Annotated in this window: 22 protein-coding genes and 1 pseudogene; 10 read left to right on the forward strand and 13 right to left on the reverse strand. The window is 66.2% G+C overall.

Annotated features, from left to right (window positions below; all coding sequences use genetic code 11):
• The first annotated feature begins 66 nt into the window (after positions 1-66).
• Entirely contained in the window at positions 67-1251 is a 1185-nt protein-coding gene (locus AC07WS_RS09940) for a tetratricopeptide repeat protein (protein WP_494728875.1), read from the forward strand.
• Between the two features lie 127 nt (positions 1252-1378).
• Positions 1379-3967 carry a BACON domain-containing protein gene (locus tag AC07WS_RS09945; RefSeq protein WP_494728876.1) on the forward strand — a complete coding sequence of 863 codons (2589 nt, stop codon included), beginning with the start codon at positions 1379-1381 and terminating at the stop codon, positions 3965-3967.
• Between the two features lie 4 nt (positions 3968-3971).
• On the opposite strand, the gene AC07WS_RS09950 is transcribed toward AC07WS_RS09945, so the two are convergent.
• On the reverse strand, positions 3972-4349 hold the full coding sequence (locus AC07WS_RS09950) for a Rossmann-fold NAD(P)-binding domain-containing protein (RefSeq protein WP_494728877.1): 378 nt from the start codon (positions 4347-4349) through the stop codon (positions 3972-3974).
• A gap of 157 nt (positions 4350-4506) precedes the next feature.
• On the opposite strand from AC07WS_RS09950, the gene AC07WS_RS09955 reads away from it, so the two are divergent.
• Together AC07WS_RS09955 and AC07WS_RS09960 are read left to right on the forward strand one after the other, a co-directional pair.
• Positions 4507-5058 (forward strand): cysteine hydrolase family protein, encoded by a 552-nt coding sequence (locus AC07WS_RS09955; RefSeq protein WP_494728878.1) that lies wholly within the window; start codon positions 4507-4509, stop codon positions 5056-5058.
• Between the two features lie 2 nt (positions 5059-5060).
• Positions 5061-5795, forward strand: a complete 735-nt coding sequence (locus AC07WS_RS09960; RefSeq protein ID WP_494728879.1) for a metallophosphoesterase family protein — start codon at positions 5061-5063, stop codon at positions 5793-5795.
• A 187-nt stretch (positions 5796-5982) separates the two neighbouring features.
• Here the strand turns inward: AC07WS_RS09960 and AC07WS_RS09965 are convergent.
• A pseudogene (locus tag AC07WS_RS09965) lies at positions 5983-6306 on the reverse strand (helix-turn-helix domain-containing protein); the annotation flags it as partial.
• Between the two features lie 239 nt (positions 6307-6545).
• On the opposite strand from AC07WS_RS09965, the gene AC07WS_RS09970 reads away from it, so the two are divergent.
• Positions 6546-6887: a type II toxin-antitoxin system RelE/ParE family toxin gene (locus AC07WS_RS09970; RefSeq protein WP_494728880.1), complete on the forward strand. Its 342-nt coding sequence runs from the start codon at positions 6546-6548 to the stop codon at positions 6885-6887.
• The gene (locus tag AC07WS_RS09975) at positions 6862-7161 is read left to right on the forward strand and encodes a helix-turn-helix domain-containing transcriptional regulator (RefSeq protein WP_494728881.1); all 300 of its coding nucleotides are present in this window, start codon (positions 6862-6864) and stop codon (positions 7159-7161) included. The genes AC07WS_RS09970 and AC07WS_RS09975 overlap by 26 nt, the downstream gene beginning before the upstream one ends.
• A 41-nt stretch (positions 7162-7202) precedes the next feature.
• Here AC07WS_RS09975 and AC07WS_RS09980 read toward each other — a convergent pair whose 3' ends face one another.
• The gene (locus tag AC07WS_RS09980; RefSeq protein ID WP_494728882.1) at positions 7203-7838 is read right to left on the reverse strand and encodes a hypothetical protein; all 636 of its coding nucleotides are present in this window, start codon (positions 7836-7838) and stop codon (positions 7203-7205) included.
• Between the two features lie 141 nt (positions 7839-7979).
• Positions 7980-8480, reverse strand: coding sequence for a DNA-deoxyinosine glycosylase (locus tag AC07WS_RS09985; protein ID WP_494728883.1), 501 nt, complete (start codon positions 8478-8480; stop codon positions 7980-7982).
• 90 nt (positions 8481-8570) lie between these two features.
• Between AC07WS_RS09985 and AC07WS_RS09990 the strand changes: the two genes are divergently transcribed.
• Positions 8571-9008: an Mpo1 family 2-hydroxy fatty acid dioxygenase gene (locus AC07WS_RS09990; RefSeq protein ID WP_494728884.1), complete on the forward strand. Its 438-nt coding sequence runs from the start codon at positions 8571-8573 to the stop codon at positions 9006-9008.
• Here AC07WS_RS09990 and AC07WS_RS09995 read toward each other — a convergent pair.
• The gene (locus tag AC07WS_RS09995; RefSeq protein ID WP_494728885.1) at positions 9005-9142 is read right to left on the reverse strand and encodes a hypothetical protein; all 138 of its coding nucleotides are present in this window, start codon (positions 9140-9142) and stop codon (positions 9005-9007) included. The two genes, AC07WS_RS09990 and AC07WS_RS09995, sit on opposite strands and share 4 nt — an antisense overlap.
• A 159-nt stretch (positions 9143-9301) precedes the next feature.
• On the opposite strand from AC07WS_RS09995, the gene AC07WS_RS10000 reads away from it, so the two are divergent.
• The 3 genes from AC07WS_RS10000 to AC07WS_RS10010 all read left to right on the forward strand — a co-directional run bounded on the left by AC07WS_RS10000 (position 9302) and on the right by AC07WS_RS10010 (position 10958).
• Positions 9302-10222, forward strand: a complete 921-nt coding sequence (locus AC07WS_RS10000; RefSeq protein ID WP_494728886.1) for a DMT family transporter — start codon at positions 9302-9304, stop codon at positions 10220-10222.
• A complete protein-coding gene (locus AC07WS_RS10005; RefSeq protein ID WP_494728887.1) occupies positions 10222-10713 on the forward strand; it encodes a GNAT family N-acetyltransferase in 492 nt (163 codons plus the stop codon). Before AC07WS_RS10000 ends, AC07WS_RS10005 begins: the two co-directional genes overlap by 1 nt.
• A 68-nt stretch (positions 10714-10781) precedes the next feature.
• Positions 10782-10958 (forward strand): hypothetical protein, encoded by a 177-nt coding sequence (locus AC07WS_RS10010; RefSeq protein WP_494728888.1) that lies wholly within the window; start codon positions 10782-10784, stop codon positions 10956-10958.
• Here the strand turns inward: AC07WS_RS10010 and AC07WS_RS10015 are convergent.
• The 8 genes from AC07WS_RS10015 to hutU all read right to left on the reverse strand — a co-directional run bounded on the left by AC07WS_RS10015 (position 10944) and on the right by hutU (position 22562).
• Entirely contained in the window at positions 10944-12455 is a 1512-nt protein-coding gene (locus AC07WS_RS10015) for a glycine betaine ABC transporter substrate-binding protein (protein WP_494728889.1), read from the reverse strand. The two genes, AC07WS_RS10010 and AC07WS_RS10015, sit on opposite strands and share 15 nt — an antisense overlap.
• A 39-nt stretch (positions 12456-12494) precedes the next feature.
• Complete coding sequence (locus AC07WS_RS10020; RefSeq protein ID WP_494728890.1) at positions 12495-15149, reverse strand: zinc-dependent metalloprotease; 2655 nt, start codon at positions 15147-15149, stop codon at positions 12495-12497.
• Positions 15150-15233: 84 nt separating this feature from the next.
• Positions 15234-16454 (reverse strand): imidazolonepropionase, encoded by a 1221-nt coding sequence (gene hutI, locus AC07WS_RS10025; RefSeq protein WP_494728891.1) that lies wholly within the window; start codon positions 16452-16454, stop codon positions 15234-15236.
• 14 nt (positions 16455-16468) lie between these two features.
• Entirely contained in the window at positions 16469-17044 is a 576-nt protein-coding gene (locus AC07WS_RS10030; RefSeq protein WP_494728892.1) for a HutD/Ves family protein, read from the reverse strand.
• The gene (locus tag AC07WS_RS10035; protein ID WP_494728893.1) at positions 17041-18417 is read right to left on the reverse strand and encodes a formimidoylglutamate deiminase; all 1377 of its coding nucleotides are present in this window, start codon (positions 18415-18417) and stop codon (positions 17041-17043) included. The genes AC07WS_RS10030 and AC07WS_RS10035 overlap by 4 nt, the downstream gene beginning before the upstream one ends.
• On the reverse strand, positions 18414-19202 hold the full coding sequence (hutG, locus tag AC07WS_RS10040) for an N-formylglutamate deformylase (protein WP_494728894.1): 789 nt from the start codon (positions 19200-19202) through the stop codon (positions 18414-18416). The genes AC07WS_RS10035 and hutG overlap by 4 nt, the downstream gene beginning before the upstream one ends.
• An 11-nt stretch (positions 19203-19213) precedes the next feature.
• The gene (gene hutH / locus AC07WS_RS10045; protein WP_494728895.1) at positions 19214-20758 is read right to left on the reverse strand and encodes a histidine ammonia-lyase; all 1545 of its coding nucleotides are present in this window, start codon (positions 20756-20758) and stop codon (positions 19214-19216) included.
• 100 nt (positions 20759-20858) lie between these two features.
• Positions 20859-22562: a urocanate hydratase gene (hutU, locus tag AC07WS_RS10050; protein WP_494728896.1), complete on the reverse strand. Its 1704-nt coding sequence runs from the start codon at positions 22560-22562 to the stop codon at positions 20859-20861.
• Positions 22563-22649 lie beyond the last annotated feature (87 nt).

A 22649-nucleotide genomic window follows, 5' to 3' on the forward strand; every position in this document is an offset into this window, starting at 1 on the left:
GCGGAACACAGAGTCCGCTGCCTGGTGCGGCGCCGGCTTGCGCTCCGCGGCAAAGGGAGACCTGTCATGAAACCATGGATACTGGCCTTGTGCGCCGCGCTGCTGTGCGGCTGCGCCGGCCCGTCGCTGGCGCCGCGCGCGGCCGCCCCGGCGGTATTCCACGACCAATTGTTCCAGCCGCCGGCGGTGCCGGTCGACACCGCCCACGTGTTCGCCGTCAGCCCCGCCATGCGCGACTACCTGAGCCGCGAGATCGGCCACAGCCTGACCCGCAAAGACCCCCGGCGCGAACTGTTCGACGCCCTGTACCGCAAGGACAAGCTGCAGCTCGAATACGACTCGGCCATCACCCGCGACGCCGCGCAAACCTTCGCCGCGCGCGCCGGCAACTGCCTGTCGCTGGCCATCATGACGGCCGCGCTGGCGCGCGAGCTCAACCTCGTGGTGCAGTTCCAGCAGGTGGAGGTGGATGAAAACTGGAGCCGCGCCGGCGACCTGTATTTCGCCAGCAACCACGTCAACCTGGCGCTGGGCCGGCAACGTCTCAGCCACGGCGAGGGCTACAGCGTCGACCTGTCGAACTCGCTGACGGTGGACTTCATCCCCATCCCGCCCAAGGCGCGCGCCAACGCCAAGCCGCTGGAGGAGCAGACCATCATCGCCATGTACCTGAACAACCGCGCCGCCGAGCTGCTGTCGCAGGGCCAGCTGGACGAGGCCTACTGGTCGGCCCGCAAGGCGGTCGAACAAGACCCGCAATTCCTGCACGCCTACAACACGCTGGCCGTGGTCTACCAGCACCACGGCAACCTGGGCGAGGCCGAGCAGGCGCTGCGCTACGCGCTGTCGCAGGCGCCGGACAACACCATCGTCCTGTCCAACCTGGCGCAGTCGCTGGACGCCCAGCACACGCCGGACAAGCAGGCCGAGGCGGCCATGCTGCGCACCCGCCTGGCCCAGCTGGAGCCCGACCCGCCCTTCCACTTCTTCAACCTGGGCCAGGAAGCCATGCGCGCCGGCGACTACCGCCGCGCCCGCGACCTGTTCGCGCGCGAGGTGGCGCGGGTGCCGGACTACCACGAGTTCCACTTCTGGCTGGCGCTGGCCAATTACCAGCTGGGCAATCTGCGCGAGGCGGACGCCCACATGGCCACGGCGCTGGCCAACAGCACCACGCGCGGCGACCACGACCTGTATTCGGCCAAGCTCGACCGCATCCGCGCGTACGAGGCGCACGCGGCGGGCAAATAAGGACGGACTGGTGGTATTCTGGCTGCGGCGCCGCCCCGCGCGCGCCTTGGAGCTTGACACATAGTTGCAACTACGCAACAATTGTAAAATGTGTAAATCAAGCTGTGCTTACCCCAAGGATACCGCCATGCTGAGACCCCGGTCTGTCTATGCCCTCCCGCTGCTGCTGGCCGCCCTGCTGACCGGATGCGGCGGCGGTGGCGGCGGCAGTAGCGCCGCGCCCGATCCCGGCACGCCCGCCGCCTCGCCCGCCCTCAGCTTCAACCCCACCACCGTCAACGGCACCGTCAGCGCCGGCACCTCGCTTACCCTCAACGTCATCGCCACCGTGGCCAGGCCGGCCGACTTCGCCAACGCCGCCACCGTGGTCGCCAGCGTGGTCGACAGCAACGGCGTGCTGCTGCCCAACGCCCAGCTGGTGCGCGACAGCGACACCCAGTACCACGCCGTGCTGCAGACGGCGCCGTCGCTGGCGGCCGGCGCCTACAGCGGCAACTTCAGCGTGCGCCTGTGCCGCGACAGCGGCTGCGCCAGCCAGTTCCCCGGCTCACCCATGCTGCTGCCCTACAGCCTGCAGGTGGTGCCGGCCGGCCAGCAGGTCTTCAGCGCCACGCCGGCCGTCGCCCTCAACGCCACCAGCCACCTGGGCGGCGCCGCGCCGGCCCCGGTCGCTGTCGCCGTCAGCAGCGAGGGCCGCAGCTGGAGCGCCAGCAGCGGCGCCGCCTGGCTCAAGCCCAGCCCCGCCAGCGGCAGCGGCAGCGGCACGCTCAGCGTCGCCTTCGACCCGAGCGGCCTGGACGTGGGCGTGTACAGCACCACGCTGACCGTCAGCGCCAGCGACGGCCAGAACGCCACGCTGAGGGCCACGCTGTCGGTGCAGCCGAGCGGCCTGGTGTCGTCCGGCAGCGTGGCCTTCAGCGCCATCAACGGCGCGCCGATCGCGACCCAGGTGATCCCGCTCGACACCGACGACCACAGCAGCGCCAGCTGGAGCGCGCTCGCCAACGCCGCCTGGCTGCGCGTCTCGCCCACCAGCGGCACGACTCCGGCCACCGCCGTGCTGACGGTCGATCCCACCGTCGGCACGCTGGCCAGCGCCAGCTACAGCAGCAGCGTCACGCTGAGCGCGGCCGGACTGGCCAGCCGCAGCCTGCCGGTCACGCTCAACCTGACGCCGGCCACGCTGAGCGCTTCGGTCAACAGCATCACCCTGGGCGGCACCTACGGCCGCGACTTCAGCGCCAGCCCGGGCGTGACGCTGAGCCTGAACACCGTCACCAATGCCTGGCCGTGGTCGTTCGGCACGCTGCCGGCCTGGGCCAGCGCCAGCGTCGCCAGCGGCAGCGTCAACCAGAGCGGCAGCAAGACCGCCTTCACGGCGCTGCCGGCCAACGCCGCCGTCGGCGCCAGCTCGCAGCTGGTCAACGCCACCGCCCGCGTCAACGGCGACCTGGTGGTGGCGCCGGTGCTGCTGAACATCAACAAGGACAAGCACAAGCTGCTGCCGTCGGAAACCGCGGTGGCCTTCAGCGGCACGCCCGGCTGGACCCGCCTGACGCGCACCCTGACCGTGCGCGACAACTACGGCAACTTCGCCGGCATGAGCGCCGCCTCCAGCCAGCCGTGGCTGGTGGCCGGCGTCAACGCCAACAAGCTGATCCTGACGGCCGACCCGACGCCGCTGGGCTCGGACACCCTGAGCATCGCCACCGTCACGCTGACCCCGTTCGACGCCGACGCCAGCGCGCCGGAGCCGATCCGCGTGGCCCTGTGGAAGGGCACGCGCACGCCGCAGGCCAACGTCAGCACCGTGCTCACCTACAGCAATGTGATCACCGACCCGATCCGGCCCTACGCCTACGTGCACAACGGCGGCGCCTACGTCGACATCTACAACCTCTACAGCGGCCAGAAGATAGGCTCGATCACCGGCCTGGGCGCCAGCCTGGGCGACATGGTCACCAGCGCCAACGGCGACTTCCTGTACCTGCTGAACCTGAGCAACCGCTCGCTCACCACCATCGACCTCAACACCCAGGCGGTGCTGTCGCAGATGCCGGTCGAGGCCGACGCCGCCACCCGCCTCAAGGTGATCCGGCCGAACGGCGTGGAAATGCTGGTCATGAGCACCGGCGCGGCCTACCTGACCTCCAACGGCGCCCGCATGACGCTGCCGCTGGGCGGCGCCGGCACGCTGACCGCCAGCGGCGACGGCAAGAGCCTGCTGCAGCAACAGGAAAACAGCAACAGCGTGCAGATCACCACGCTCAGCGTCGACTATGCCGCGCTCAACGGCGGCGCCCTGTTCGCGGCCAGGATACCGGCCGCCAGCCACGCCAACACCGGCACGCTGGGCCAGGACATTGCGGTCAGCCAGGACGGCACGCGCATCTACACCGCCAGCAACACGCCCAAGCTGTGCAGCATCCTCAATCCGGTCGACCTCGGGGTGCTGGGCTACCTGGCGGCCGGCGACGGCGCGCCCAACAACGTCGAGCTGGGCAGCGACGGCCGCATCTATTGCGGCGCGGCGGTCAAGGCCGCCGTCAGCGATGTGTGGATGTACGACACCAGCGGCAAGCTGCTGGGCCAGTTCAAGCTGGCCGGCAGCGGCAAGCTGCTGCTGCCGCGCCAGCTGGCGGTGTCGGGCGACGGCTTGATGATGATCGGCATCACCGACGATGGCGCGGCCACCATCGTGCCGGTGGGGCCGTGACGCCTCAGTAGCCGGTGCTGCGGCCGGCGATGACCGGCAGGTCGTCGTCGCTGGTCATGGCCCAGATCAGGCGGGCGATGGTTTCCGAGGCGATCACCGTGTGGTGGTTGCCCTGCGCCATCAGTTTTTCGCGGATCTCGCGCCGCACGGCCGGGATGCCGGTCAGGTCGAACAGAATGTCGACGCGGTCGCCCAGGGCGACGATCTGGTCCAGCGTGACCACCGCCAGGCCGGCGTCGAGCGCCATCTGCCGGCCCGGCGTGTCGCCGCTTTCGGCCACCGCCACCAACTGCACGCCGCGCTCGCGGCGGCCCAGCATATTGCGCAAGAACGCCGAGCCAATGCGGCCCAGTCCGATGATGGCGATTTTCTGATTGTCCATGTTATCCCCAGCTGAGTTGAACTGCGATCGATACCCCTGTCAAATCCGTGTTAAAAAGAAAGTATATTTAAGGCAAGCATAACCACGCTCCCCCGACAAGGCAAGCCGCATAGCACGCCGGCCCCGGCCGGCGCATGTTTTTACACAAGGAAACCTCATGCAGGCATTGATCATCATTGACATGCAACAAGGAATGGCCGGCCCCGCCGCCGGCCAGCGCAACAACCCGGACGCCGAACGCCACATCGCCGCGCTGCTGGACGCCTGGCGCGCGGCCGGCGCGCCCGTGGTCCATGTGCGCCACATCTCGCGCACGCAGGGTTCGCCGTTCTGGCCGGGCCAGCCGGGCGCCGAATTCCAGCCGCGCCTGGCGCCGCTGGCGCACGAGCACGTGGTGGAGAAGAACGTGCCGGACTGCTTCGTCCACAGCGGGCTGGAGCGCTGGCTGCGGGTGCGCGGCATCGGGGCGGTGGTGCTGGCGGGCGTAAGCACCAACAACTCGGTGGAGGCCAGCGCCCGCAGCGCGGGCAATCTCGGCTTCGCCACGCAGGTGGTGGCCGACGCCTGCTACGCCTACGCCAAGACCGACTACGCGGGCGCGCCCCGCAGCGCGGACGATGTACACTACATGGCGCTGTCCAACCTCGATGGCGAATACGCCGCCATCGTCGACACCGCCTCCTTGCTGGCCACGTTTAAGGATAAATAATCATGCGCATCGCCATCGTCTCCGACATCCACGGCAACCTGGCCGCGCTGGAAGCGGTGGTGGCCGACATCCGCCGCCAGGGCGTGGACGCGGTGGTCAACCTGGGCGACAGCCTGTCCGGGCCGCTGCTGCCGCTGGAGACGGCGCACTTCCTGATGCTGCAGGACTGGACCCACCTGGCCGGCAACCACGAGCGGCAAATCCTCGAACTGCACCCCGGCTCCGGCGCGGCCGATGCCTACGCCCGCGCACAGCTGGGCTCGCGCGAGCTGGCCTGGATCGCCACGCTCAAGCCGGCCCTGCAATGGAACGAGGACGTGTTCCTATGCCACGGCACGCCGGCCAGCGATGTCACCGGCCTGCTGGAAACGGCCGAGCGCCACGCCGGCGCGGCCGACATCGAACAGCGCCTGGGCCGGGTCGAGGCCAGCGTGATCGCCTGCGGCCACACGCACGTGCCGCGCAGCGTGCGCAGCGCGCGCGGACAATTGATCGTCAACCCCGGCAGCGTCGGCCAGCCTGCCTACGCCGACGACCATCCCCATCCGCACGCCATCGAAACCGGTTCGCCGGACGCGCGCTACGCCATCGTCGAGCTGCGCGAGCAGCGCTGGCACGCGCAACTGCTCAGCGTCCCCTACGACCACGGCAGCATGGCCGAACTGGCCTGCGCCAACGGCCGCGAAGACTGGGCCGTCGCGCTGATGACCGGCTACGTCGCGCGCCCGGCCACATGACCGGGCGGGCCGCCTCCAACAATCTTTAAGAGATGGGGTGGCGCCATGCCACCAACTTGTCATTGAGCGACATCGATGCATGTGCCGGCGAGCGCGCGTCATACTGCGGCTGCGGCAGCGGTTTGCCCATCAGTGAGGACAGAATCCGCCACAGCAGATTGATGTTTTGGTCAGTTTGACCCTCCCTCCAGGTTCTCGCGAACGCCGCGACCCGGTCGTAAGTGCCCTCAAACCCTAATTCCTTTAGGTCCTCATGGATTTGTTTGAGCGTGCGCCGCTGTTTGCGCGACTTGGCCGCCTCGGTCTTGAGGAGCGTAGAAAGCTGGAACGCGTATTTGTCGATGGCGCGGGTGGAGCGCCGCTCAGCGTAGGCTGGCTCTATGGTTTCCGAGCGCAGGTAGCGTCGGACGGTGTTTCTGGAAATGCCCAACCGCCTGGCTATCTCTCTCAATGGAATGTGCTCGCGAATGTGCCAGCGTCGAATAATGCCTAGTAATGCCACGTCGATCACTCCAATTCCCCGCTCAATGTCATGAGCAGGATTGTGTCTTAAACGTGGGTCAGATTCGTTTGCAAATTATGCGGCAAAGTGGGTCAGATTTCGCTGCAAATCAACATCCTACCAAAACTCGGTGACAAACAGATCCAACTCAACTTCTCTCCTGCGACTTCATGCGATGCCGATGCACGCCAGTCGGACATTGAATTGCATACCTCGGGCAACTTGCAAATATTCGCTTATAAGCTAATATGTATCGCATAATCCACTATCTTGATCTTCATGGAAAAGATCACTATCAAGCTTGGCTGGATTCATTGCGTGATCGTCAGGCAAAAATAGCGATCATTCGCCGCGCCGCTCGCCTGGAAACCGGTTTGGCTGGCGATCGCAAATCAGTTCATGGCGGCATACAAGAGCTACGAATCGATGTCGGCGCCGGATACAGGGTTTATCACGCCTTCGTTGGTCGAACCATCATTCTTTTGACCTGCGGCGGAAGCAAACAATCGCAAGATCGTGATATCGCCTCGGCCATCGAAATGTTGCGTGATTGGAAGGAAAGAAATGACAAAAGCACACCGTTCTCATGACGAAGCGACCTCCGCCATGTTCCGGAACGACCCGGCGCTCGCCGCTGAATATCTCAACGATGTACTCGCAAATGGAGACGAAGTGGACCTGATGCTGGCGCTCAGAGCCCTCAGCAAGGCGTTTGGAGGGATACAAGAAGTGGCACGGCAGGCCGATTCAAATCCCAATACGATGTATCGCACTCTGTCGAAACAAGGAAATCCCTCACTTAAAACCTTGCGTGCAGTGTTGAACGTCATGGGTTTGCGCTTGGCGGTTCACCCCATCAGCTGAATCGAGCGGGCTCGCCTAAATTTGGCTGCAACAGCCTTCAATTAGCGACGCTTTGCCATCCGACGCTTCCGCACTATAGCCTGACGCTGTTCCCCAGCGCGTTTTAGCAATGATGAAACGCGATGTAGACGCTTCATTCCTGAACGAAATGAGATTGACCCTATCAGCACACCAGTCAAGCATGCGGACACAATAATCTCAATGTTCCATACATTACCTGATGAAATAAGATCCCCAAACGTCGCCTTGCCAATAAAAATCAAAGGAGGCCCCAGCAATCCCATAAGTCGGGCGATGTCCAGCCACTTCTCCCATGCAAACAACTGCAATTCAAGCTTCTGATGGCGCGCCATTAAAATCGCAGCCGGGATAGCCTCCAAGCACGGTAACAACTGTCGCTCCATCGCAGCTTCACGATCAAATTGCTCTGCCAATTCTTTTGCTGGATTTAAAAGAGTACCGGCACCTTGAACAATGTCCATCACAACGGAGACTATCCAGGCAAGTAGCGCTATACTCAAAAAAATGAGGCCAACCAGACCAGTCCCTTGCTTTGGCAACCACGCCCCTTTGATCAACAGGCCGCACCCGACCGCCACCGTCGTAGCCAAAATCATCACCGCCAGCAAGATACGATTCAACCTGTCCGCACGAGTGATTATTTTAGGAGGGTTCAAACACTGTGCCAATTCTGATGTCGACGGCAAATGCTTGTAGATAACTGTTCTAGAATTCATAGGCGAAGTAACCATATATTAAAAAAATTAACTAGCACAATGCTACCAGTCTGGCATCGTCGCCGATAGAACCTTGACAGTCTAGAGCAGCATTTTCCAGTGCCCTAATTTTTGTGCCAGTGTAAGTGAAGCATGAGCGGGAGAGGTGGATGGCAGCACCAGCGTGCGGTAACCCTCGGCCGCGAACTGCGGTGCGAATTTTCCGGAAGTCTGGCCGTTGAAGCCCACCGTCTCCAGCAGCGGGCACAGCTCGCGCAGGCGCGCGAAGTCGTTGGCGGCCGGCTTGCGGATGGCCGAATCGAGACTGCCCGCACGCTCGCACGCGCCCAGCACATCCCACAGGCCGAAACCGTGCGCCAGCAGGCGCGGCAGGCGCTCGGCGTAGGACATCCCGGCCAAGTCCTCCCCCGTCAGCGCCGACAAAATCGGCCACAGCAGATTGCGCGGATGCGCATAGTACTGCTGCGCCGCCAGCGAGGCGGCGCCGGGAAAACTGCCCAGCACCAGGATGCGCGTGCGCGCGTCGATCACCGGCGCCAGGCCGGTCAATGCGGGAAGGGGATGATCGGTATCGCAGGTCATGGCCGCATTGTACCTAAGCGTTGCCACGCCGCGATTCGGGTGTAGAATCTGCCGACGGCACGACCGTACTAAAAAAACCGGGAGACACCCATGTCGCAAGCGCGCACCATCGATACCCTGCTGGCCAAGTACAGCGAAAGCCATCTCAACCCCACCAACGAGGTGATCCACTTCATCTGCGTGCCCATCATCGTCTTCACGCTGCTGGGCCTGCTGTGGGCTGCGCATCCGCTGCTGGCGGTGGCGGTCACGCTGGCCTCGCTGGTCTACTACTTCAAGCTGTCCAAGCCGTTCGCGGTGGGCATGCTGATGATGACCACGCTGATGCTGGCCCTGCTGGCCGCCCTGCCGGACAAGGCCATCCTGCCGCTGTCGCTGGCGATCTTCGTGCTGGCATGGATAGGCCAGTTCATCGGCCACAAGATCGAAGGCAAGAAACCGTCGTTCTTCGACGACCTGCGCTTCCTGCTGATCGGGCCGCTGTTTGTGCTGGGCTTCTTGTACCGCCGGCTGAAGCTGGCGTACTAGTGGAATCCGGCGTAGGCGAACAGGGTCTGGGCGGCGCTCTGCACCTCGTCGTCGGCCAGCATCAGCACCAGCGCGGTGCTGACCGCGACATAGCCCAGCAAGCCGACAACTTTGATTTGCAGCGCGGTGCTCATGCCGCTCTCCCGTGTGTGGTGTGTGATTCCATCATACTTGCACTTTCAACAAAGTGCTCAAAATTTACACAGCAGAAACAAATTAGCGCCCACTCTGTTGCGCCGCAACAAAAACGTGGCCGCTAGGCAAGGATCGGCCCGGGCGGCTATACTCGTCCGATGTCCTCTCCACTCCTGTTCGTCATCGCCTGCCTGATCTGGGGCTCCACTTTCTTCGCCATCACGCTGCAGCTGGGCGAGGTCGCTCCCGCCGTGTCCGTCGTGTACCGCTTCGCGCTGTCGGCGGCGGTGCTGTTCGCCTGGTGCCTGGCGCGCGGCGACAAGCTGCTGATGCCTTGGCGCACCCAGCGCTGGATGTTCCTGCAGGGCTGCGCCACCTTCGGCCTGAGCTACATCTGCACCTACACCTCCGAGCAATACCTGGTCTCCGGCCTGGTCGCCGTGCTGTTCGCGCTGATGGTGTTCTGGAACCCCATCCTCAACCACCTGGCCTTCGGCACGCCGCTGCGCTGGCGCACCTGGACCGCCGGCGCGGTCGCCATCTGCGGCGTGTCGCTGCTGTTCTTCCAGTCGATCCGCGGCGCCTGGAGCGAGATCCTGTCCGGCGGCAACGGGCATTTTCTGCTGGGCCTGGGCCTGGCGCTGACCGCCACCATCGCCAGCTCGGTCGGCAACGTGGTGGTGATCAAGGTGCGCGAGCAATCGTCCAACGTGCTGCTGACCATGGCCTGGTCGATGCTGTGGGGCAGCCTGCTGGTGGCACTGTGGGTGGTCGTCAGCGGCCAGTCGTTCAGCATGCCGTCCGGCCTGCCCTACTGGGGCGGACTGCTGTACCTGTCGCTGTTCGGCTCGGTGATCGCCTTCGCCGCCTACTTCACGCTGATCCACCGCATCGGCTCGCACAAGGCCGTGTACATCGGCGTAGTCACGCCCGTCATTTCCGTGCTGCTGTCGATCCAGCTGGAACACTTCCGTCCCGGCGCACTGGAATGGGCCGGCATGGTACTGTGCCTGTCCAGCGTCGCCTGGGCGCTGCAACCCGATACCCCCATCCTCAAAGAAAGCACCGTGGAAGCCTGATGACTACCTCCGACCTGACCATACGCCCGGCCCAGCCGGCAGACGTCGCCGCCATTTTCGGCATGATTTACGAACTGGCCGTGTTTGAAAAACTGGAACACATGGTCGTCGCCAACGAAACCATGCTGCACGACAGCCTGTTCTGCGACAAGCCGGTGTGCGAAGCGCTGGTCGGCGAGGCCGGCGGCGAAGTCGTCACCTTCGCGCTGTTCTTCCACAACTTCTCCACCTTCCTGTGCAAGAAGGGCCTGTACCTGGAAGACCTGTACGTCAAGCAGAGCCACCGCGGCAGAGGCTACGGCAAGCAGATGCTGGTGGCGCTGGCGCAGCTGGCGGTGGAGCGCGACTGCGGCCGCTTCGAATGGTCGGTGCTGGACTGGAACAGCAACGCCATCAAGCTGTACGAAAGCATGGGCGCCTCGCTGCTGCCGGAGTGGCGCATCTGCCGCGTCACCGGCGAGGCGCTGACGCACATGTCTCAGAGCGCTTGATATCGCACAAGGCCTGGCGGCATCAAGCTTGCAGAATGAATGTCGATATTCATTCGCAGGAGACCGCCATGCCGAAATTGCCGCCGATACTCAACACCGTCTACAAAGCCTGGCTGCGCGCCCGGCTGGAGCGCTACACGCGCGCGCTGGAGGCCATCGCCGCCCAGCGCGAGAATGATTTCCACGCCGAACGCCTGCTGCACAAGGAGATGGTGCTGCTGCGCTCCAAGCTACACTCGCTGTGACGGCGCGCGGCTGGCCAGCCGCTCCAGCAGCTCGAACGCGGCCTGCGTCAGCAACGCCAGCAGCGCCGCCGGGATCGCGCCGGCCAGCAGCATATCGTTATCGTTCAGCGCCAGGCCGATGGTGATGCGCTCACCGTAGCCGCCGGCGCCGATGAAGGCGGCGATGGTCGCCGTCCCCACGCTCATCACCGCCGCCGTCTTCACGCCTGCCAAAATCACCGGCAAGGCCAGCGGCAATTCGATATGCACCAGCCGCTGCATCGGCCGCAGGCCCAGCGCCTGCGCCGCCAGCCGCAGGCCGGCCGGCACCTGCAGCAAGCCGGTGCAAGTGTTGCGCACGATGGGCAGCAGCGCGTACACCACCAGCGCCGCCAGCGCCGGCACCGTGCCTATCATGCCCAGCAAGGGAATCAGCAGCGCCAGCAAGGCCAGCGAGGGCACCGTCTGCAGCACGCCCGTCAAGCCCAGCACCACCTGCCGCAGGCGCGGAAACTCCGCCGCCAGCACACCCAGCGGAATGCCGACCACGCACGCCAGCAGCACCGCCGCCAGCACCAGCGTCAGATGCTGGCGCGTCAGCGGCCACAGGTTCTTGTCGAAAATCTTGGCCAGCAGGCCGTCGCGTACCGGTGCCGATGCCGGCGCGGCGGCCGCCCCGGCCTGCGGCATGTGCGCGGCCAGCCAGCCGCGCGCCACGTTGGCGAAACTCTGGCCGTCGATTTCGGCGGCGGCGTTCATCGCGATCATGTCGGTGGCGCCGATGCGGCCCTCCAGCTGCGCGATCGCCTTCCACGCGGCAGGGAAGCGCGCCGGCGCGTCGAGCCGGTACAGCAGCATCGCGTCGTAGCGCGGGAAGTAGGCGCGGTCGTCGTCCAGCACGCGCAGGCCGTACTGGCGGATCTTGGCGTCGGTGGAGTAGATGTCGATCACGTCGACCTGGCGCTGCATCAGGGCCTCGTAGGCGATGCCGTGGTCCAGTCCCTCCGGCCTCTGCGGCAGGCCGTAGCGCCTGGACAGTCCCGGCCAGCCATCCGCGCGGCCGATGAATTCATGCGACAGCCCGAAGCGCAGCGCCGGCAACGCCGCCAGCTCGCTGAGTTTAGCCGGGCCGTCGGCGCCGCCGCGCACCGCCAGCGCGTAGGTGTTGTTGAAGCCCAGCGGCACCGCCACGCCCAGTCCCATCGCCGCCAGCTCGCGGCGGATCTGCTCCAGCGGTGCGGCCTGCGCGTGCTTGAGGATTTCCAGGTCGATGGTGCCGAGGTATTCGGGATAGACGTCGATGCGGCCGGCCTGCAGGGCCGCCAGGACGATGGCGGTATTGCCCATGCCCTGCAGGTGCTCGACCTTGGCGTGCGGCGCGGCGGTCTGCGTCAGCACCTCGCCCAGGATGTAGGACTCGGTGAAACGCTTCGAGCCCACGTGCAGCGTATCGCCCGGCGCGGCGCACGCCGCGCCGCCGAACAACAGGGCCAGCCAAACAAGCAATCGTCCTTGCACACGCTCTCCGAAATGATAGTCAATCCAGAGAGCTTACCATCAAGCGCCCGCGCGCAACATGGCCGCCTTCAAGGCCTGGCTCAGCGTCTCGTACGATTCCGACAGGTGCGCCTTGGCCTCGCGACTCATCGGCTTGGCCATCGCGGCACGGATATCGCGTTGCAGCGCCAGCGCGTTCTCGCGCTGCAGGCTGCGCGCGTCGGCCGGCGTGAGCGGCGATGCCCGCAGCAGTATCGTCGTCACCCGCTTCAGATGCTCGCGCTGCAGGTTGCGGCGCATGCCGTTGATGTCCTTGCCGGTTTTCAGCTCGCTCCACACCGCGTCCTGCACGGTGGTGTACAACTCGTCGAGGCTGAGCGCCTGTTTGCGGTCGTCCAGCTTTTCCTGCGAATCGAGCAGGCGCACCGCCACCGCGTCCGACATCAGCTGATCGAGCGCGCCGGCCTGCAGCGACAGCACGCGGCCGCTGACCGACACGTCGGCCCGTCCGCGCGATTCGAAATGGTCGGGGCCCAGGCGGCTGATCATCGCCGGCGAGAACTGGAAACTGTCCGACTTGAACAGGCTGGAGGTCAGCATCTGCAAGGCGGCCCGCTGGCGCGGCAGCGGCACCGGCGTAAAGGTGGCGCGGCCCGTGCCGGCGTGGTCGCGCAGATAGGTCACGCCGCCCACGTACTTCACCACCACCGGCATGGTGCGCGCAAACTGCTGGAAGCCGTAGTCGAAACTGCGGCGCAGCGTTTCATAGCTCTCGCCCGGCTTCAGCGTGCGGGTTTGCAGACGGTCCCACAGCTCGCGCGAGATCGTCAGGCGGCGCTGGAAGTAGGCCAGCGGATCGCTGCCCAGGTCGAACACGTTCACGTCCGGATCGGAGTTGAAGCCGCCCGCATCCTGGTCGGTGCCGAAGGCCAGCAGCGGCTCGTTGGAGCGCGCGGCGATCTTCGCCAGCTCCTCCTTCTCCTGCGCCGGCTCGATCGGCTTGTAGGCGTACTCGATGGCCCAGTAATCGTAAGGCCCCAGCGTCGACGCCACATACTCGCCCTGCTTCTCGCCCTTCAGCGACAGGTTGAACGGCGTGTAGTCCATCACCGATCCGGCCAGGCCGTTCTTCTTGGTGAACTCCGGGTCCTGCAACTGCTTCAAACTGTAGATGGTCGACGAGCGGAAGTTGTGGCGCAGGCCCAGCGTGTGCCCGATCTCGTGCATCACCACCGAGCGCACATAGGCTTGCGCCACAGCGTCCGCCTCGGGGCTGCCCATTTCCAGTTCGCCGCGCGCCTCCAGCAGGCCCATAGCGAAGCCCATTTCGGATGCCGACTCCTGCATGTAGTCGCAGCGCTCCTCCTGCCCCGGCATGGCCAACGGCTGCTGCAAGGGCATGCTGTCCTCGCCGATCATGCGGCGCGCGCCGCGCGCGAAGATGTCGGACATGCCGATGTCCGCGTCGAGGATCTCGCCGCTGCGCGGATCGACCTGGTGCGGCCCGATGGCGAAGCCGACATCGCTGCCGACGAACCAGCGCACCGACGCGTGCCGCGCATCCATCGTATCGAAGCGGTCCTTCTCGGTCTGCTGCCTGACCACGATGGCGTTCTTGAAGCCGATGCGTTCAAACGCCTCGTTCCAGGCCAGGATGCCCTGCTTGACCGACTCGCGGTACTTCTCCGGCACGTTCGCGTCAATCCAGTAGACGATGGGCTGCTTGGGTTCCGACAGCGCCTGCGCCGGGTCCTGCTTCTCCAGGCGCCAGCGGTTGATCAGATGCACAGCCGTCGTCGGCGTCACGTCGTCGGAGTAGTCCTGCATGGTGCTGACGAAATGGCCGATGCGGTCGTCCGCGACGCGGCCATGCATGGGCTGCGCCGGCAGCGGCATGAAGCTGTAGTAGAAGCCCAGGAACATGCTGCGCGGGTCCGGCAGCGTGGTCGGCGGCATGGGGACCGGCGTCGGCGTGGTCGGCATCACCAGCGGCGGCGCCGCAATGCGCGGCACGAAGAAGTGCGCGTTGACCTGGAAGCCGGTCATCGCCTCGTCGGAGCGGATGGTCAGGAAGCTGCTGTTGCGCGCGTCCATCGCATACGGCATGCGGAAGGCCGCCTCCAGCCGCGTGGTGAAGCTCGGGATATCGCCGAACAGCAGGATGTTCGCCTCGACCAGAATGGCGCGGTTCTGCGGATTCGGGCTGCTGGCCACCGGCGCGATCGCCAGCAGGCTGTCGGAGAACGCCTGCGACACCGCCAGCGCCTGCGGCGTGCCGGCCTTGGCGCCGTACTCGGTGTTCTTGGCGATCATCTGCACCAGATTGCCGATGCGGTGGAACACCACCACCTGGCTATGCCCCATCTGGCTGCCGTAGATACCGCGCTCGCCTATCCCGTTCGGCATGTTCACGGTCATGAAGATCGGACGGTCGAACTGGTCGGGCCGCAGCTCGATCCAGACCTTCTCCTCCTTCTGGTACAGGTTCAAAAAGCCCTGCAGATGGGCGGCGCCGCGCACCAGCTCCGCGAACGGCTTGGGCGCGGCGGCGGCGGCAGCCAACGCCGGCGCGGTGGCCGGCTGCGCAGGCACGGCGGCGGCAGCAGGGACTTCTGGCGCGTGGGGAACGGGAGTGGGAGGCACCGGCTCCTGGGCCAGCGCCTGCGCGCCGAGCGTCAGCAGGACGGCGGCGCGGAGAGATTTCAAGGCAAACATGGATATCCTGTTACGTTAGAAGAGGCATCCCGGTACTGTAACCGAAACAACAACTAACGAAACAGAATTTCCCGAGGCCGCCCTCTAAACCTGCGGTGAACGCAACACGCCGCCATTGACCACGCCCCGGCAGGGATTGAGGCCGATGGCGTACGACAGATCGGCCGGACGGGCGATGCGCCACAGCGCGAAATCGGCGCGCTTGCCCACTTCCAGGCTGCCGATCTGCTGCGCGCGGCCAAGCGCGCGCGCGGCATGCAGCGTGCAGCCGGCCAGCGCCTCCAGCGGCGTCAATCGCCACAGGGTGCAGACCATGTTCATCGCCAGCAGCAGGGACGTCATCGGCGAGGTGCCGGGGTTGCAGTCGGTGGACACCGCCATCGGCACGCCGGCCGCGCGCAACGCGGCCACCGGCGGCGGCGTGGTATCGCGCAGGAAGTAGTAGGCGCCGGGCAGAAGCACCGCCACGGTGCCGGCGGCGGCCATCGCCGCGATGCCGGCCTCGGTCAGGTGTTCGAGATGGTCGGCGGACAGGCCGTGGTAGCGCGCCACCAGCTCCGCGCCGCGCTGGTCGGACAACTGCTCCGCATGCAGCTTGACCGGCAGCCCCTGCGCGCGCGCCGCCTGGAACACGCGCTCCGTCTGCTCGTGCGAGAAGCCGATCCGTTCGCAGAAGGCGTCCACCGCGTCGACCAGCCCTTCGGCCGCCAGCGGCGCGATCATCGCGCACACTTCGGCGATGTAGTCGTCGGCGCGGCCCGCGAACTCCGGCGGCAGGGCATGCGCGCCGAGGAAGGTGGCGGCCACGCTGACCGGCAGCTCGCGGCCGATGCGGCGCGCCACGCGCAGCATGTTCGCCTCCGACTCCAAGGTCAGGCCGTAGCCGGATTTGATCTCCAGTGTGGTCACGCCCTCGGCCAGCAGGCTGCACACGCGCGGCAGGCTTTGCCGCAGCAGCTCGTCCTCCGACGCGGCGCGGGTGGCGTGCACGGTGGACATGATGCCGCCGCCGGCGCGCGCGATGTCCTCGTAGGTGGCGCCGTTCAATCGTGCTTCGAATTCGTCGCTGCGGTTGCCCGCGTGGACGATGTGGGTGTGGCAGTCGATCAGGCCGGGCGTGAGCCAGCAGCCGCCGCCATCGTGCACCGTGACGGCCAGCGCGCCTTGCGGCATCTGGTCCCGTGGCCCCAGCCACGCGATCCTGCCATCCTTGACGGCGATGGCCGCGTCGCGGATTTCACCGTAGCCATCGGCCTTCGTCGCCATCGTGGCCAGGTGCACGTTCGTAAACAACACATCCCACATGCTTGGTACTTTCTTTAATTGTTGATGATGTCGACCACGAACACCGTCGCCAGCTGGGCCTCCATCGACCACGCCTCCTCCGCCTCCATCACCAGCACGTCGTAGCGCACCATGGCGATGCGCTCGCGCGCGCTGCTCACGGTCAGGCTCTCGCCGTCGGCCAGGAACAGCAGCGTGGTGGCGCTGCGGCGCAGCAGCGGCTCGACGCCACGCACCACGCGCGGCTCCAGCCGGTGGCGGCAGCGGCCGCGCCGCGTCATCACATTGAAATCGGTGGTCAGGCTGCCGGTGACGGTGGCGTGCACCGCCGCCTCGCCGTCGAATTCGATCAGCGGCTCGCTGGGGCTGAGCACGTAGCGCTCGTCGCCGAAGTCCAGCAGCACGCCGTCGCCGTCGACCAGCGCCAGCGAACGGTCTATGCCGGGGAAGCAGGAAAAGGGGCCGCTTTGCGAGATGGTCGCCAGGCTGACGCGCCAGTCGAAATCATCGAAGCCGGCGCCGGCGGGAAAGACGGCGATTTCCGTCGTGCTGCCGCCGCCGTTCTTCCACGGCGCGGGCCGCAGGCTTGCATACTGGATCAGCTGGGTCATCGGAACTCCCTCAGTTCGGCCAAGGTCTGCTTGAAGCGCGCAGCGATCGCCTGCTGCGCAACGTGCTGCTGATTGCGAACTACCCACTGGCCGCCGACCATCACGTCCTTGACCAGGTTGTCATTGCCGCAGAAGACGAAGCTGCCGAGTACCTCGTCCAGCGCCAATCCGTACAGATTCGGGTGCTGATCATCCAGCACGATCATATCGGCGCGGCGCCCCGGCGCCAGCGCGCCCACCGGCCTGCCGCTGGCCTGCGCCCCGCCGTGCAAGGCGCCCTGCCAGAGGAAGTCGCCGACGTTGCGCTCCCCGGCCGACACCGCGATATTGCGGCGCTGATGCTGCAGGCGCTGGCCGTATTCCAGCCAGCGCAGTTCTTCCACCGCGCTCTGCGAAATATGGCTGTCGCTGCCGATCCCGAACCGGCCGCCCGCCGCCAGGAAGTCCTCCAGCGGGAACAGGCCGTCGCCCAGATTGGCCTCCGTGGTCGGGCACAGGCCCGCCACCGCGCCGCTCTGTGCCATCCGCTCCACCTCGTCGCGCATCAAATGGGTGGCGTGGATCAGGCACCAGCGTTCGTTCACGTCCACCTGGTCCAGCAGCCACTGCACCGGGCGGCGTCCGCTCCAGTCCAGCGATTGCTGCACTTCCTGCTTCTGCTCCGCGATGTGGATGTGCACCGGACGCTCGTCCGGCAGCGCCGTCAGCACCTCGTTAATCTGCGCCACCGACGCCGCGCGCAGCGAATGCGGCGCCACGCCCACCTCGGTCTGCGCATCGCGCAGCGGCTCCAGCGCCTCGACGATGCGCAGCACATCCTGCGGATCGGTCCTGAAGCGCTGTTGCTCCGGCTTCAAGGCGCTTTCGCCAAAGCCGGAATAACTATACAACACTGGCAGCATGGTGATGCCGATTCCCGCCAAACGTGCGGCGGCAACGACACGCTCCGCCGTTTCGGCCGGACGCGGATACATGGCGCCGTCCGGCGCGCGCTGCACGTAATGGAACTCGCACATCGACGTGTAGCCGTGGCGCAGGCACTCCGAGAACAGCTGGGCCGCGATGGCCTCGATGTGCTCAGGCGTGATGTTGCGCGCGAAGCGGTACATCAGGTCGCGCCAGGTCCAGAAGCTGTCCTTGGTTTCGCCGGCCTTTTCCGTGCGGCCGCCCAGCGCCCGCTGGAAGCTGTGCGAATGCAGGTTGATCATGCCCGGCAGCGCGTATTCGACCACCGGCGCGATCAGCTGCGCGCCGGCCGGCACGGCCACGCCGGTGTCCACGCGGACGATGGCGCCATCCGCATCCCACTCGACCAGCACGTCCTTGCGCCAGCCCTCCGGCAGCAGCGCGTTGCGCGCGTAGAGCCGGTTCATGCGCGGCCCCAGTCGGCGGCGGCCTGCGTCATCTGCCGCAGCAGGCCTTGCACCTGCTGCGCCAGGTCGGCGCGGTAGCCGTAGGGCGCTTCCTCATCCATGTACGTGGACTGGCACATCTCCAGCTGGATCGCGTGCACGTTGTTGGCCGGCTGGCCGTAATGGCGGGTGATATGCCCGCCCTTGAAGCGGCCGTTGACGGCCACGCTGAACCGGTCCTGCGCCAGCGCGCGCGCCACGATGGCGTCGCTCAGGCCCGGCGCGCAGCTCTTGCCGTCGGCGGTGCCGAAGTTCAGGTCCGGCAGCTTGCCCTCGAAGAAGCGCGGCACCACCGAGGCGATCGAATGCGCGTCCCACAGCACCACGTGGCCGTGCAGCGCCAGCAGGCGATCCAGCTCGGCGCGCAGTTGATCGTGATACGGCTTCCAGTAGGCGGCCAGGCGGCGCCGCACCTCGGCCTCATTCGGCGTGTGGCCTTCGCGGTACAGCGGCTCGCGATGGAAGGTGTCGACCGGGCACAGGCCGGTCGTGTCCTGGCCCGGATACAGGTTGGTGTTTTCCGGCGGCCGGTTCAAATCGATGACGTAGCGCGACCAGCGCGCCGACAGCGTCGACGCGCCCATCTCGCCAAGGAACTCGTACAGCCGCACCAGGTGCCAGTCGGTATCCTGCTTGTCGGCGGCGAACGGCGTCATCGCCGCCGCCACATCGTCGGGGATATCGGTGCCCACGTGCGGCATGGACACCAGCAAGGGAATACTGCCTGCTTTGAACTGATAGTCCATGACGCCTCCTCTTATGGATGCAGGGACGTGAACAAACCCTTGCACGACGCGCTCAACTCGCCGCGCATGACCATGCCCTTGGCCGCCTCGATGTCCGGCGCGAAGAAGCGGTCGGCGTCGAAGAACGGCACCTTCTGGCGCAGCTGCGCATGCACGTGCTCCAGATGCGGCGAGGTTTTCAGCGGACGGTGGAAGTCGATGCCCTGCGCGGCCGCCAGCAGCTCGATGCCGATGATCACAGCGGTATTGTGCGCCATGTCGTCCAGGCGGCGCGCCGCGTAGGTCGCCATGCTGACGTGGTCTTCCTGGTTGGCCGAGGTCGGGATCGAATCGACGCTGCCCGGATGGGCCAGCGACTTGTTCTCCGACGCCAGCGCGGCGGCGGTGACGTGGGCGATCATGAAGCCGGAGTTCACGCCCGGATCGCGCACCAGGAACGGCGGCAGGCCGGACAAGGTGGCGTCGATCAGCAGCGCGATGCGGCGCTCGGAGATCGCGCCGATTTCGGCGATGGCCAGCGCCAGCGTGTCGGCCGCGAAGGCCACCGGCTCGGCGTGGAAGTTACCGCCCGAGACCACCACCGACAGCTCGCCGTCCTTGAACAATAGCGGATTGTCGGTGACAGCGTTGGCTTCGATCAGCAGCGTGCGGGCGGCGTTGCCGATGATGTCCCAGCAGGCGCCCATCACCTGCGGCTGGCAGCGCAGGCAGTACGGGTCTTGCACGCGCTCGTCGCCGACCAGGTGCGAGGCGCGGATCGCGCTGTTGCTCACCAGTTGACGGTAGATCGACGCGGCGGCGATCTGGCCCGGCTGCCCGCGCACCTCGTGCACGCGGGCGTCGAACGGCGAATCGGAACCCTTGGCCGCGTCCAGCGACAGCGCGCCGGACACCATGCCCGCTTCCAGCAAACGCTCGGCCATGAACAGGCCATGCAGCGCCAGCGCGGTCGAGACCTGGGTGCCGTTGATCAGCGCCAGGCCCTCTTTCGCGGCCAGCACCACCGGCGCGATGTTGGCGGCTTTGAGCGCGTCGGCGGCAGGCATGATTTCGCCGTGGACGCGCACGTCGCCCACGCCCAGCATCGCCAGCGTCATGTGCGACAGCGGCGCCAGGTCGCCCGAGGCGCCGACCGAACCCTTGGCCGGAATGGCCGGCATGATGCCGGCGTTGTACAGCGCGATCAGCGTGTCGATAATCAGCGGGCGCACGCCCGAGTAGCCGCGCGCCAGGCTGCCGATCTTCATCAGCAGGATCAGGCGGCAGACCGCGTCCGACAGCAGCTCGCCGGTGCCGACCGAATGCGACAGGATCAGGTTGCGCTGCAGCTGTTCCAGCTTGTCGTCCGGGATGCGGGTCTTGGCCAGCAGGCCGAAGCCGGTGTTGATACCATAGGCCGCGTCACCCTTGGCGACGATGGCGCGCACGGCGGCGGCGGAGGCTTCGATGACGGGATAGGCTTCGGTGGCCAGCGCCAGCGGGCCGGCGGCGGTCCATACGGCGCGCAGTTCGGTCAGGGTCATCGCGCCTGGTTTCAGGGTCAGTGCATTTTTCATAGGGGTTCTCGAATTATTTGATCATTGGTGTAGCAGGGAATTCGGGCGGCATGCCGCCCGCCTGCGGAACGGGCCGCCCCTGCAAGGGCGGCTTCCCGCCCTATAGGACCATAGGCAGATTGAGGCCGTTGCGCTTGGCGCAGGCGATGGCCGTCTCGTATCCCGCATCGGCGTGGCGCATCACGCCCGAACCGCTGTCGTTGACCAGCACGCGCGCCAGGCGCTTGGCGGCGGCGTCGGTGCCGTCGGCCACGATCACCACGCCGGAGTGCTGCGAATAGCCCATGCCCACGCCGCCGCCGTGGTGCAGCGACACCCAGGTCGCGCCGCCGGCGGTGTTGAGCAATGCGTTCAGCAGCGGCCAGTCGGAGACGGCGTCGGTGCCGTCCTTCATGCTTTCGGTTTCGCGGTTGGGGCTGGCGACGGAGCCGGTGTCGAGGTGGTCGCGGCCGATGACGATAGGCGCTTTCAGCTCGCCGTTGCGCACCATCTCGTTGAAGGCCAGGCCGGCGATGTGGCGCTCGCCCAGTCCCAGCCAGCAGATGCGCGCCGGCAGGCCCTGGAAGGCGATGCGCTCGCGCGCCATGTCCAGCCAGCGGTGCACGTTGGCGTGGTGCGGGAACAGCTCCTTGATCTTGGCGTCGGTCTTGTAGATGTCCTCCGGGTCGCCGGACAGCGCCACCCAGCGGAACGGGCCGCGTCCTTCGCAGAACTGCGGACGGATATAGGCCGGCACGAAGCCGGGGAAGTCGAAGGCGTTCTTGACGCCGTGGTCGAACGCCACCTGGCGGATGTTGTTGCCGTAGTCGACCACCTTCGCGCCCAGCGCCTGGAAGTCCAGCATCGCCTGCACATGCACCGCGCAGGAGGCGGTGGCGGCGGCCTTCAGTTCCTCGTGGCGGGCGGCGTCGTGCTGCGCGGCCTTCCACTGCTCGACGGTCCAGCCCTGCGGCAGGTAGCCGTTGATCAGGTCATGGGCCGAGGTCTGGTCGGTGACCACGTCCGGCACGATGCCGCCGGCCTTCGCGCGGCGCACCAGCTCCGGCAGCACGTCGGCCGCGTTGCCCAGCAGGCCGATGGAGATGGCGTCGCCATTGGCCTTGTGCAGCTTGATCATCTCCAGCGCCTCGTCGATGCTGGCGGCCTGCTTGTCGAGGTAGCGGGTGCGCAGGCGGAAGTCGATGCTGCTCTGCTGGCACTCGATGGTCAGCGACACGGCGCCGGCCATGGTCGCGGCCAGCGGCTGCGCGCCGCCCATGCCGCCCAGGCCCGCGGTCAGCACCCAGCGGCCTTTGAGGTCGCCGCCGAAGTGCTGGCGGCCCGCTTCGGCGAAGGTCTCGAAGGTGCCCTGCACGATGCCCTGAGTGCCGATGTAGATCCACGAGCCGGCCGTCATCTGGCCGTACATGAACAGGCCTTTGCGGTCCAGTTCATTGAAGTGTTCCCAGTTGGCCCACTTCGGCACCAGGTTGGAGTTCGCGATCAGCACGCGCGGCGCGTCCGCGTGGGTTTCGAACACGCCCACCGGTTTGCCGGACTGGATCAGCAGGGTTTGATTGTCTTCCAGCTCGCGCAGCGAAGCCAGGATCTGATCGTAGCACTCCCAGTTGCGGGCCGCGCGGCCGATGCCGCCGTAGACCACCAGATGCTTCGGGTTCTCCGCCACTTCCTTGTCCAGATTATTCTGGATCATGCGGTAGGCCGCCTCGGCGCCCCAGTTTTTACAGGTGCGTTCTGGTCCGCGTGGGGCGCGGATTTCGCGGCTGGCGTCGAAACGTGGATCGCTGTCTAAATGGGTCGTCATGGTGGCTCCTGCTCCTGAGTGAGTGGGACCGGCGGCGGGCGCAACAACGCGCGCGCAGCCAGCGCATCCTCAAAGGATAAGTTGTAT

Source organism: Duganella sp. GW821-FHT01E12 (assembly GCF_059422325.1).